At 33.7% G+C, this 12,202-nt stretch carries 12 protein-coding genes, 3 pseudogenes and 1 riboswitch; of the genes and pseudogenes, 6 read left to right on the top strand and 9 right to left on the bottom strand.

The window, feature by feature from the left end:
• Window positions 1-90: 90 nt before the first annotated feature.
• Complete coding sequence (locus F6K22_RS12625) at window positions 91-237, bottom strand: hypothetical protein (RefSeq protein WP_293097860.1); 147 nt, start codon at window positions 235-237, stop codon at window positions 91-93.
• A 434-nt stretch (window positions 238-671) separates the two neighbouring features.
• Here F6K22_RS12625 and F6K22_RS12620 point away from each other — a divergent pair.
• Window positions 672-1,694, top strand: a pseudogene (locus tag F6K22_RS12620) (IS701 family transposase).
• Window positions 1,695-2,016: 322 nt separating this feature from the next.
• Window positions 2,017-2,874 carry an alpha/beta fold hydrolase gene (locus F6K22_RS12615; protein WP_293097857.1) on the top strand — a complete coding sequence of 286 codons (858 nt, stop codon included), beginning with the start codon at window positions 2,017-2,019 and terminating at the stop codon, window positions 2,872-2,874.
• A 951-nt stretch (window positions 2,875-3,825) separates the two neighbouring features.
• Here F6K22_RS12615 and serS read toward each other — a convergent pair.
• The 3 genes and pseudogenes from serS to F6K22_RS12600 form a co-directional block, all read right to left on the bottom strand.
• Window positions 3,826-5,103 carry a serine--tRNA ligase gene (gene serS / locus F6K22_RS12610; RefSeq protein ID WP_293097854.1) on the bottom strand — a complete coding sequence of 426 codons (1,278 nt, stop codon included), beginning with the start codon at window positions 5,101-5,103 and terminating at the stop codon, window positions 3,826-3,828.
• 918 nt (window positions 5,104-6,021) lie between these two features.
• Window positions 6,022-6,390: pseudogene (locus F6K22_RS12605) on the bottom strand (transposase); the annotation flags it as partial.
• Window positions 6,391-6,854: 464 nt separating this feature from the next.
• The gene (locus F6K22_RS12600; protein ID WP_293097851.1) at window positions 6,855-7,019 is read right to left on the bottom strand and encodes a hypothetical protein; all 165 of its coding nucleotides are present in this window, start codon (window positions 7,017-7,019) and stop codon (window positions 6,855-6,857) included.
• 538 nt (window positions 7,020-7,557) lie between these two features.
• Here F6K22_RS12600 and F6K22_RS12595 point away from each other — a divergent pair.
• Entirely contained in the window at window positions 7,558-8,064 is a 507-nt protein-coding gene (locus F6K22_RS12595) for a pentapeptide repeat-containing protein (protein ID WP_293097848.1), read from the top strand.
• Window positions 8,065-8,124: 60 nt separating this feature from the next.
• Here the strand turns inward: F6K22_RS12595 and F6K22_RS12590 are convergent, their stop codons facing one another.
• Window positions 8,125-8,358 carry a hypothetical protein gene (locus F6K22_RS12590; protein WP_293097845.1) on the bottom strand — a complete coding sequence of 78 codons (234 nt, stop codon included), beginning with the start codon at window positions 8,356-8,358 and terminating at the stop codon, window positions 8,125-8,127.
• A gap of 365 nt (window positions 8,359-8,723) precedes the next feature.
• Window positions 8,724-8,896, top strand: a riboswitch (cyclic di-AMP (ydaO/yuaA leader).
• A 108-nt stretch (window positions 8,897-9,004) separates the two neighbouring features.
• Between F6K22_RS12590 and F6K22_RS12585 the strand changes: the two genes are divergently transcribed.
• Window positions 9,005-9,367, top strand: coding sequence for a hypothetical protein (locus F6K22_RS12585; protein ID WP_293097843.1), 363 nt, complete (start codon window positions 9,005-9,007; stop codon window positions 9,365-9,367).
• Window positions 9,368-9,619: 252 nt separating this feature from the next.
• Here F6K22_RS12585 and F6K22_RS12580 read toward each other — a convergent pair whose 3' ends face one another.
• From F6K22_RS12580 to F6K22_RS12570, 4 genes and pseudogenes are all read right to left on the bottom strand, one after another.
• A complete protein-coding gene (locus tag F6K22_RS12580) occupies window positions 9,620-9,748 on the bottom strand; it encodes a hypothetical protein (RefSeq protein WP_293097840.1) in 129 nt (42 codons plus the stop codon).
• Window positions 9,749-9,832: 84 nt separating this feature from the next.
• Window positions 9,833-10,189, bottom strand: coding sequence for a transposase family protein (locus F6K22_RS12575; RefSeq protein WP_293097862.1), 357 nt, complete (start codon window positions 10,187-10,189; stop codon window positions 9,833-9,835).
• 394 nt (window positions 10,190-10,583) lie between these two features.
• Window positions 10,584-10,703, bottom strand: a pseudogene (locus F6K22_RS43070) (helix-turn-helix domain-containing protein); the annotation flags it as partial.
• A gap of 15 nt (window positions 10,704-10,718) precedes the next feature.
• Window positions 10,719-10,946, bottom strand: coding sequence for a hypothetical protein (locus F6K22_RS12570; RefSeq protein ID WP_293097838.1), 228 nt, complete (start codon window positions 10,944-10,946; stop codon window positions 10,719-10,721).
• Window positions 10,947-11,560: 614 nt separating this feature from the next.
• Here F6K22_RS12570 and F6K22_RS12565 point away from each other — a divergent pair.
• Window positions 11,561-11,749, top strand: coding sequence for a hypothetical protein (locus F6K22_RS12565; RefSeq protein ID WP_363273431.1), 189 nt, complete (start codon window positions 11,561-11,563; stop codon window positions 11,747-11,749).
• A 77-nt stretch (window positions 11,750-11,826) separates the two neighbouring features.
• Window positions 11,827-12,015 carry a hypothetical protein gene (locus tag F6K22_RS12560; protein WP_363273431.1) on the top strand — a complete coding sequence of 63 codons (189 nt, stop codon included), beginning with the start codon at window positions 11,827-11,829 and terminating at the stop codon, window positions 12,013-12,015.
• Window positions 12,016-12,202: the final 187 nt, after the last annotated feature.

The raw sequence follows: 12,202 nt of genomic DNA, 5'->3' as shown, positions 1-12,202 counted from the left end.
TTGTTGTTGCTCAGGGAAACTATCCGTCAAATTCTGATTTAAGTCTTGATTTCTCCCATCCGACCCTGAGGAAAAATCATTATTACTAAGTCAACCAGAATTGTCACTAATACTGTTATCTTGATTTGCCAAATTATCCAAGAAAAAATCATTTTGAGAAAAGTCTGAATTTTCCCCTAAACCCATACTTGAACTTTGATAATCGAATTGTTGTTGCTCAGGGAAACTATCCGTCAAATTCTGATTTAAGTCTTGATTTCTCCCATCCGACCCTGAGGAAAAATCATTATTACTAAGTCAACCAGAATTGTCACTAATACTGTTATCTTGATTTACCAAATTATCAAATAAATTGTTCATATTGATTATACCTTTAAATCCTATCTATATTATATAGGAAATTTCATTTCAATCAGGTACAAGCAGGCAAGATATGAGAACTACAGAGGGTAGACATTCAGCTTTTGAAAGTAATCAGGACTTACGCAAGGACACTATATATAGTGTTTATCTTTAAGCGTCTCTCTAGATTTGCGATCTAAATTCCGTTTCCCTTGGCGATCGCCTGAGCCACAAAATTATCATTAACTAAAAAATTAGATTGAGTATATCGTAGGTTATCTGTTATTATTATAATTTCAAATAACATATATTTTTATGAATATTTTTTAATGGACTTTAATTATATAAAATATTGTCAGTATCTAATAAGTAGTCAGAAAAATTACACTCTTACAAACCTGGCTGACAATAAGCGAAAAAGTTAGCCATGATCAAATTAATCGTTACTTGAAAAATATTGAAACACGGGACAGAAATATTATGGCAAAATGTCAGAGAAGAAATTGTAACTACTGAAGATGGTTATTTGATTTTTGATGACACGGTTATGAATAAAAAATATTCCCATGCGTATTGAGCTTGTTCGGCGTCAGTATAGTGGTAACGAACATAGGGTAGTGCGTGGAATAGGAATAGTTAATTGTTTATATTTTAATCCTCAATCTAGTTCGTTTTTGGATAGTAGATTATAGGATTTATAAAGATCGAAAGTGATGAAAAAAGTAAAATAGATAATGTGGAAGATATGATGATTGATGTAGTAAAAAATAAGAAAATACCAGTAAAAACAGTATTAATGGAGAGCTGGTATGCAACTCAAAGACTAATGGCGTTAATAGATAACTTAGGTAAAATTTACTATTGCCCATTAAAAAGCAATCGTTTAGTAGACGATACAGGGGGTGTAAAAAAATATCAAAAACTGGAATAATTAACATGGAATGAGGAGGAATTAGTATCAGGAAAAATTATGAAAATTAAAGGAATTCCTTTGAGATCAAAAAGTCAGATTATTCTGGGCTACTGTTTCTACAAACTTCAGCAGAATATATTGTTACTAATCAGCTCAGTAATCAGAGTATAGATGACGTTGAGTTTGAAATTCAAACTAGATGGAAAATAGAAGAGTTTCATAGAGAAATTAAACAACTCATAGGGCTTGAGTTTTGGATTGGGTCGTCGGGCAAAAATTCAAAAAAACAGAAAAGCTTGTGCCATGTTAGTCTGGAATAATTTGAAAAAAAAGGCCAATATTTTTGGGAGAACTATTTATCATCTGAAACATCAATTATTATCCAAATATAAGCGTATCTGAACTTAAATATCCTACAATTAAAATGACAGTTGTTTAGGTTTTTATGAATAGGGATAAAGCTAAAAATGTTAGGCGATCGCTATAATTTTTCGAGCGCGATCGCTCTATTTAATATGCGCTATATATAGTGTCTTTGCGTAAGTCCTGGTAATAACTTGACTTCGGTTAGCTAATGAGGTTTTCTTTCCTGTGCAACGCTGCGCAAAAATAAATTTTAATTCTCCTTAGAGACTAATTCCTCATTCACAGATAATGATTTAATAACTCATAACTGAATGCTGAATTCAGAATTCTGAATCCTTACTCCAGAGATTTGCTATAATATTTTGCTGCCGAATATTCAATTCTCATATTTAATTATGGTTTATACTCGCAAAACGTTAAATTTATCCGACATTCAACTTTCTTATCTAGAATGGCAAACAGAAGAAAACCAGAATAAAAAACAACCAATTTTACTATTACATGGTTTAGCAGATTCAGCTTTAGTATGGCTAAGTTTAGGAGAATATTTAGCAGATAAATATCATATTGTCGCGCCAGATATGCGCGGTCATGGAGAAAGTGGAAAACCAGAAAATGGTTATAGTTTTCAGACAACAATTGCAGATTTAGAAGCATTAATGAAACATTTAAACTGGTCGTCAGCTCATATTTTAGGTCATTCTTGGACGGGGAAATTAGCTTGTATTTGGGCAAGACAAAATCCACAAAGATTTAAAAGTATGGTTTTGGCAGACCCAGTTTTTATTGGCAAAATGCCTGGATTTCTTAAAGTTACTTTTCCTCTGCTTTATCGAACTCTAGAAACTCTCAAAGGTATGGGTCCGTTTGCTAGTTTTACGGAGGCAGAAACTCAGGCAAAAGAGTTAGGTAAATATGCAGGTTGGAGCGAATTTCAACAAATAGTTTTTCAGGAAAGTATCGAGGAAACAGCTGATGGGAAATGGGGAAGTAAATTTGTTGTTCCTGCTAGGAATGAAATATTTGAAGAAGTGATGCGAGTTCCTGGTTTAACAGAATATATTGATGTACCGACTTTGTTTATTCAACCGGAAAAAGGTGTAAATAAAAGTGATGTGCAAATTAAGCCTTATCAGAAGTATTTAAGGAATTTAAAACTGGAAAAAATTCCCGGTAATCATTGGGCGTTTTTGGTAGAACCGGAAAAATTTAATCAGATAGTAGCAGAATTTTTAGAGAGTTTCTCAAAATAATTGGGTCTAATACCTCACCTCTTTAGGTAAAATATTTTTGGATAATTGCTCAAAATTACCCTTACCAATTTTTGACTTCTGATTTTTGTCTATGTCTTTATTCCCTAAAATTAAATTATGGAGATGAAAGATATGCGATCGCTTTTATAAAAATGGATAGATTTAGAACCACAACGTTATAGAAGTTTTATCTAAATTTCTTCCAGGAGCAATACCAGGAATATTTTCATCCTGTGAAGCTTCCATAAACTATATGGTTGTTTTTTCCACGATCAAATCTTTCTATTCATCACTCCTGAGTGGAAAATTCCTAACACTTTCATTTTGTGAAGCTCCTGAAAAATTTCGCGGCTCAAAGGATTTTTGGTTGCATCCTCACAATTTTTGTGATAATATAAAAACTATCTGGGGTAGCTCGCCTATAAGCATGATTTTTTATTCAACTAATTTTCCTCCAGGAGCAATACCAGGAATATTTTCATCCTATGAAGCTCCCATAAACTATATGGTTGTTTTTCCCACGATCAAATCTTTCCATTCATCACTCCTGAGTGGAAAATTCCTAACACTTTCATTTTGTGAAGCTCCTGAAAAATTTCGCGGCTCAAAGGATTTTTGGTTGCATCCTCACAATTTTTGTGATAATATAAAAACTATCTGGTGTGGCTCGCCTATACACATGATTTTTTATTCAACTAAAAGCTGAGTATTGTTTAGACGGCGATAGAACTCCGTTCCGCTTTGCTACCCACATGAAACGCCTTGGTTGAGCCTAGTGGCAGCCATAACGCTCAAGTGGTAGAAAGGAAAATCAAGGAAAAAGATACCAAATGATAATGATCTAGTGCGGGCATCTTGCCCGCTAGTAGTATACCTGAGTGAGATGAAATTACAAACAGGACTTCTGAGTTCTAACTTCCAACTTCAACAGCGCACCCTACTCAATCAAAACTATAAAAACTCACGCCCCATATAAGATTGCAAAACCTCTGGAATTTTCACACTACCATCAACCTGCTGATAATTTTCCAAAATAGCCGCCATAGTTCTCCCCACTGCCAAACCCGAACCATTCAGAGCATGAACATACTGAGTACCCTTTTTCTTTCCTTCCTTAAACCGAATATTCGCCCGACGCGCTTGAAAATCTCTCACATTAGAACAACTAGAAATTTCTCGATAAGTTCCTGACGACGGCAACCATACCTCCAAATCATAACACTTAGCTGCGGAAAAACCCAAATCTCCAGTACACAACTCTAAAATTCTATAAGGTAACTTCAATGCTTGCAAAATAGCTTCTGCATCTGCCACCAATTTTTGATGTTCATCTTCAGAAGTTTCAGGATGTACAATTTTTACCATCTCAACCTTATTAAATTGATGTAGTCGAATCAACCCCCTAGTATCTTTCCCATAAGCACCAGCTTCTCGACGAAAACAGGGAGTATAAGCACAATGATAAATAGGTAGTTGTTCGGCAGTCAAAATTTCATCCCGATAAAGATTCATCGTTGAAACCTCCGAAGTAGGTATTAACCAAAGGTCGTCTGCTGCACACTTAAAACTTTCCTCAGCAAATTTTGGTAGTTGACCTGTAGCTGTCAAAGACTGACTATTGACCAATAGTGGTGCCATAACTTCCACATAACCAGCTTGAATATGACGGTTAAGCATGAATTGAATAATGGCACGTTCTAATGCTGCACCTGCTCCCATCAAAGCAACAAAACGACTTTGAGAAATTTTCACTCCTCGCTCAAAGTCGAGAATACCTAGTTTTTCTCCTATTTCATAGTGAGGCATAATTTTAGGATTTTGAGGAATATATTCATCACCCCAACGTTTCACTTCTATGTTTTCTACTTCACTTTTGCCAATAGGTGTAGACTCACTAGGTAAATTAGGCAGAGGTAAAAGTAAAGCTTCTATTTTAGCCTTTAACTCTTTTTCTTCAGGTTCTAGTTCGCTGAGTTTAGCTTTGAGTTGGTTTCCCTCCTCTTTTAAAGCTTGAACTTCTGCACCTTTAGGGTCACTACCTGATTTAATTTTTTCCCCCACCTGTTTACCAACTTGGTTACTACGAGCTTGGAATTGCGATCGCTCTGTTTCTAGTTGTCGCTGTTTTTCATCCAATTCTAGAATTGGTTGTAAGTTGTACTCTCCACGACGGTTGAGTAATTCTTGTACAGTTTGTGGATTTTCTCGAATTTGTCTAATGTCTAACATAATTTTTTCCTATACTCTTAATTTGTCCCATTTAACAGAATATTACTTTATACCAATTTGAAAAAAGAATGCTATGTAATCGTGGAACTTCCATTATCAAGTAATTAAAAAGGGCCGAATAACCTTTTTGATAATTAGCACCCCAGGAACGTGTTAATTATTTTTATGTTTACTACGACCTACGGACGTTGCATGCAACCTCCCTACCTCCGACCCTACTCCCCCGCAATGCGAAAATGTAGCAAACATTTATCGCGCTTGGTATTAGCTCCACTTTGAAACATTAATCATCAGTCATAAGTCAGAGAACCTCTTTGATCGTTATTCTCATACTGGTCAAGTACAAAGTTCAAGAGTTGACGGAAAAGGTAACATAAAATAGAAAAATATTTTTATCTTATGACTCCGAGAAATCCAATATATATCCAGGAGCATATTCAACAATTAATGGGTAGAAATAAATATAATATGCTGCATCCGAACTAGGAACATTTGGGAGGATTAGGTTAGGAAAACAATCCCATAGTTACGATTGCTTTCCTACGGAATTGTCTGCAAACTTACCTCGCTTCGGACATTTTAGATTTAATTTCACCTACCTACTTAATAATTAATAATTAATAATTTAAACGGACTTGATCTTATCGGAATTCTCATCCTAGTCAAGTACGGAGTTATAGACTTGAGGTCACAGGGAACAGAAAATAAAAAAAACGATTTTACCTTATAACTCCGAGAAATCCGATATACAGAGTATTCGGTGGTTTATGAGGTACAGTAGCAACAGTGTTGAAAATAGTGTTTGAAGTGGTTAATATCTAATAATAAGAGTACAATAGACATAGGCGTAAAAATTAAAAATAAAATCAATTATTATCCATAAATTATCAATTATTTCTCCCTATTCCCTGTTCCCAGTTAAGTGTTCCCTATTTTCTGGAGATGTCTAATAGCGAGTATTATATCGACCATTTTTGCTGTGGTAGGCTTAAAACGACGCAAAAAACTTTTGAGTTCTGGACACCATAATTCGAACTGATTAAAGTCCGGTGAGTAGGGTGATAAATTCAGTACACTTGCCCCTACTGATTCAATTAATGGTTCAATTATTTTTAACTTATGGGCAGGCAAATTATCCATTACTACTACTGCTCCTTTCCATAAATTAGGAATTAAAAAATGTTCTACAAAAACTTGAAATGCCTTACCATCTATTGACCCATTAAGTGTCATTAATCCTACCACTTTGGTGATACTAATTGCTCCAATAACTGTGAATTTTTTGCCTCTATAAAATGGTGAAAAATCATATACTTTACTACCACAGTATGTTTGCGTAGCATTCCGTAGGAAACGTGAATGAGTTCGTGTTAATCACAATAAAACACCCATTTCATCTAATAATACTAAGTTTTCAGGCTGTATATTTTTCACCTTTTCCCAATATTCAAGCCTCAACAATTGGACTCTTTCAGTGGCTGACTGGTTGCTTCGTCTGTTTTTTTTCTGGTCAAATGGCATTTTGGGAGTTGCCGACACATCATACTAGGACTAAAAAATTGGTTGTAGTCAGATAGCTAATATTCACAGTATTCATTCAAGGTATAATCAGGATATTTTTCTACCATCTCTATCAATTGAGTTCTGTGACAATGTAATATACTTTTGAGGTGACCACTAGGCTTTTTAGGGTGAATATGACCAGTGATTTTTTTTGTTTCAATAGTTTTTGAACAAATATTTTACTCACATCAAATCGGACTGCTACTTTCAGGATAGTAAGTATTACATTGCTCATAAGCTTTGACTATTTTTTCACGGAGGTCTATCGAATAAGCTTGGATCTTTCGATATTCTACTACTAATAAAATTACTGTACCACATTTACATGGAATACGCTGTATATTTAGGAGCATATTCAACAATGAACAATCAACAATTAACAATTAACAATTATTTGGTAAATGGTTTTTCCATTCATCTATAACATTTACAGGACTTACCCAGGCTAACCCAAAAACCTGGTTATACATCTAAATGTATATTGTTAAAAGCATGATTTATCGTAGAAACCGTGTTTCTTTGCATAAGTCCTAATCTATAAATATACTGAGGGATTTTTGTGGAATAGCATTTTTCTTAAAATTAATAAAAATCCGCATAGTTTGTTCTACAAAAAAATATTTATTTCCTTTACTTGATGTTTTATTCTATATTTATTCCCTAATTATACGGATATTTTCTACATCAGCTAAATCTAACTATATAAATATACTGAAGTATTATTGATCTAAGAGCATAAGTCATATTAATCAGTGAATCAAAAAAAATGAATCAAATTATTTTAGTTCACAAAAAATATTTTTTTTTCAAATGAAATATGATTTTTATGATATGATACTAACCAAATCAAAGGTCTAATCATAAATTTATTAATTTCCCAAGCAGTAAAATATGAGATTTCTATATCCATTGACGACTACATTCTTAACAGTATTTTGGTTAACAGTTCCAGTATTTGCTCAATCTAAATCTAATTCTATGGAACGGATCAAAACTATTCAGCGTTTATTATCTACTTATGAATGTCCAGGTTGTGATTTAAGCGAAGCCGACTTAAGTGAAGCTGATTTAAGTGAAGCAAATTTACTAGGAGCTAATTTACAAAAAGCCAACTTAAAAGATGCTAACTTAAGAGGAGCCATATTAAGTAGTGCGAATTTAATTGAGGCAAATTTAGAAGGAGCCAATTTATCAGGAGCAATCATGCACAGCACAACTATGCGAGAGGCTAATCTCAAAGATGCTGATTTATCTTGGGCTGATTTATACCAAGCATATCTGGAGAAAGCTAAATTAAATGGAGCCAATTTATTTAATGCCAATCTTAATCAAGCTAAATTAGACCAAACTGATTTTTGTGAAGCTACTTTACCTAATGGTAAAAAACGAGATTGTTAATCAAATTGATTAAAAAAATTTATATTATAGTTAAGTCTAAAATATTATTTAGGTATAGTTTTATGCCATAGTAGATATCTCATCAATTACTTTAATGTGTCCTTTACAAATAGCCCGAAGTAACCGATCGATTGAGCGCTTTTCATCTTCTGGCAAAGACTCATCAAATATAGCTGCCATTAAGCCATAACGATCGGCCAAAGTAATGCAACCTGTAGCATTAGCGTTAGCAAAAAGGTCTCCTAATGCAAATGGAAGGAGATAAACAGGAGGTTCTTGATATATGAAAATCATCTTTGAACTCTACATTTCTAGTATTGGGGATTTTTCATTATTATATAGTGATATAACACTAATGCAGTAAGTGATTACACTTACAAAGTTTTGTGATTATAATCACCATTATGCTGTGATTAAGAACAGAGTTTCTGGATCAGATTACAAATTAGTTGAGTATAGATTTTGAATTTTCCGGAAAACCGAATTCAGAAAAGGAATAAAAGTAGGTGTACCTTACTTTTTTGGAGCAAATAATAGTTTAATAATGTCCCAACATTATCTGAAATTCCAAACTCAAAATTTTGATAAAATTCACAAAAATTTTTGTAAAAAAATGTTGACAAAGTTGCTCTAGAGAAGTTAAGATTATTTTAAAAGCAAAATACAGTCAGCCTAATCTGGCACGAAAAGCACAGCAAGAGTGCTGCTGGAGCGGAGGAACCAAAATTAAGGGGCTTATCTCTGAATAGAAATCTTTGAGTAAAGATGTAGAGAAGGGCATCTCTCAGCCCTAGCCCGTCAGCTAACTTCGTAGGCATTGAGAGGAGAATGAAGAGTCAACCTTCTATAAAAATTTAGACAGATTGTCGATTCAGAATCCTTGGTTGGTATAGGTCTGATTTGTTGCGCCCGATAAAACTGACTCTGACGATCTAGAAAAATGACAGAAAAACTGAATAATTCCCTTTTTGCGACGCTTGCCGTAGTTATTGCAATACCTCAACAAGCTATATGGAAGCGCATCGGTCGCTTCGTTATGCCTGACTTAATTTTATTGCCGGCATTAGGATTTTTTTGGATAATCATTTTGTGGTCTATGGTTAACACCTTTGTCACAACATTTATGCCTAGTCCTTGTTTACCAACAGTTATCGGTACAGCGATCAATGTATCTAAGGTTTCCAAGGGATACTTAGGAGTAGCGCAAGCTCTCTGGAGTTGTTCTAATGAAACTCACTATATAAGTAGTTTGTCTGTTCCTGAAGTTGTTCCTCAGTTAGAACAAACTTACGCATCCATCTAACTAATATTTAATATCTCAATATTTAATAAGTGCTACCTTGTTAGATTATATCATCACAAGGTAGTGCTTATTATACTAAATCTGGTTTATAGAGTATCATTTTCTGGAGATGGGGAGAGGGTTTAATCTTATTAAGCATCAAATATCTTCAGTAACCGGACTTGGTATTATTTGAGAAGTTAGGGAAGTTGCTATGAGAGGGTAAAGGTTTCAGATATAGCGCTACTCATTAAGGTTTTTGACATCTCTCTATTAGACATCTCCGAAAATAACCAAAGTCTTACTATCACTACCTTTTAAGTTGCGATGTAGCTGCCGCACTTGCTCCCTCCACCAACGCTCAATCGTGAAGGTAGTTACTTTGTATCTAAAAATAGGCATTTGAGATACTTACTATTAATAACTAGCAGAAAAATAGTATCTATATAAATAAATTTATTGTTGAAATATTTGATTTAATTATAGCTATAAAATAAATGTGCATATTCCCAATCTAACAAGTCTACAAATAATCATAATTATCTGTTCATATTTACTTGAGTTCAATCTAAATCTTTCTTGAGCTACTCGGAATATTTTTACTGTCCAGGAATTAAGTGTGCAACAAAAATTCGCATCAGTTGCTAACTCTCTATTTCTTTCTTTTTGTTCTGGAGTTAATTCTTGTTTTTTAGGTTTTTTGTGAGGAGTTTTAATTGATAATTCTCCTTCATCAGCTCGATCGCCATTAAATTTTTGATTTTGGCTCAATCCTTTTTGAGATTCACGAAACAATTTTACGCCGCTTTTAGGTCCTGGTTTACCTGCTACAACATCAACAATATTTTTACCGTCTGGTCAAACGATTAATTGATTTTTTCGTGTATGGTTTTTCTTCTTCCCTGTTGGAATATTTTTTCTCAAGAATGATATTCCCCTGGTCTTTCTATAGCTTGTGCCTCTTATACCAATTCCCAAAAGCATTGCTATACTTATATGGCACTTCAGTTATTAAGTAATTAACACATACATAATCATTTTTTGCGAATAATATGCCAGTTAATGTTTATTATTATTATGTTTACTCCTCCAAACACTTATCACACTTCCCAGACTTCTCCACCCAATCAGATATAGCATTCTTTTTGAGAAATGGTATTACAGAGGAGCTACGCTTTCACGGCTATCAACTATTAACTCAAACCCTGTTAAAAATTCTTTAATTATTTCGTATTCATTAGAGTTTTTTTGACTTGTTCAAGTAAACTTGCTGGTAGTAGTTACCCCAAAACAGGAAATAATTAAACGTATCATTAGCTGTTGTTTCACTCACTCCAAACTGGATACCAAGTAATTGAAATGTTGTTAATTATCACCAATATATTAGAGTCAGTAATATTTGTTCTTTAAAAGATAACTTTGTTTGACGACCACCTCCTTTTTTGATAATTATTGTCTTTTTTAATTCCGCTTCTGAATGGCCTTGCGTGTGTAAGGCGATCGGTTGCTTTATTAGCTGTTTTAATTGGTTGTAATTGAGACCAACTAATACCTGTACTTCCTGGAGATGTTTCTCTATATACCCTAATACTGAATCCATGTTCTTAATCTTTACAAAGGCTGATTAAATATTATTTTACGAGATTATATTTATATTTCGGAGATGTCTATGATGTCTATTAGCTTCTGGAACTATTGCCTATTGCATTTCGGTGTTGGTGATGCGTGGCTATAATTATGTATTAATTTTCCATTAATGTGGCGTTGCCTAACTATTAACATTGAGCATTTTATATTTGGCAAAATTTAGGTATCATAGCTTGATTCACCAACGCCGCATTTCAATCAGGGGTAGTCCTGCATGGTAATGGTGAGGATATATATTTTTTAATTTATCCGACACTTCCCATCTCCCTATCCCCCCATCTCCTCATTTCCCCACACTCCCGGTGCTTCCTTTACTATTGCTGTGCACCACCACCCAATCAGGTTTATTGGGATAATAAAAAAAAGGCGTTGCATATTTGCCAATTGGAGTTATAGTTTTGGAGAAATAGGAAGTAAAAGATGGGATTTACCTTTTGTGTAAAGATTCATCCCTTGGTTCAGCAACGCCAAAAAAAATGTACTCCTATTTAAAAAATATCTATTTTGATTTGATCGGAAAGTAGTGGTAAGTAGTAAAATAGATGAAAATGGATAACTATCTAAAAAATGCAAGACGAAATACTAGCTAAAGAACGAAAATTTCACGATATATGGGCATCAACTATTGATATTGAAGGTATTCGAGTAGTTGATTATTTTGAAAGTTGTACCGCACCAGAAAACAGATTTATCATCAAACAAATGAGAGATTTAACAGATAAATACTTGTTAGATTTAGAATGTACTCCTATTTAAAAAATATATCTATTTTGATTTGATCGGAAAGTAGTGGTAAGTAGTAAAATATATGAAAATGGATAACTATCTAAAAAATGCAAGACGAAATACTAGCTAAAGAACGAAAATTTCACGATATATGGGCATCAACCATTGATATTGAAGGTATTCGAGTAGTTGATTATTTTGAAAGTTGTACCGCACCAGAAAACAGATTTATCATCAAACAAATGAGAGATTTAACAGATAAATACTTGTTAGATTTAGAATGTACTCCTATTTAAAAAATATATCTATTTTGATTTGATCGGAAAGTAGTGGTAAGTAGTAAAATATATGAAAATGGATAACTATCTAAAAAATGCAAGACGAAATACTAGCTAAAGAACGAAAATTTCACGATATATGGGCATCAACCATTGATATTGAAGGTATTCGAGTAGTTGATTATTTTGAAAGTTGTACCGCACC

Source organism: Okeania sp. SIO2F4 (genome assembly GCF_010672385.1).
Taxonomy (GTDB): Bacteria; Cyanobacteriota; Cyanobacteriia; order Cyanobacteriales; family Microcoleaceae; genus Trichodesmium.
This window is presented reverse-complemented; position numbering and strand designations above follow the sequence as displayed.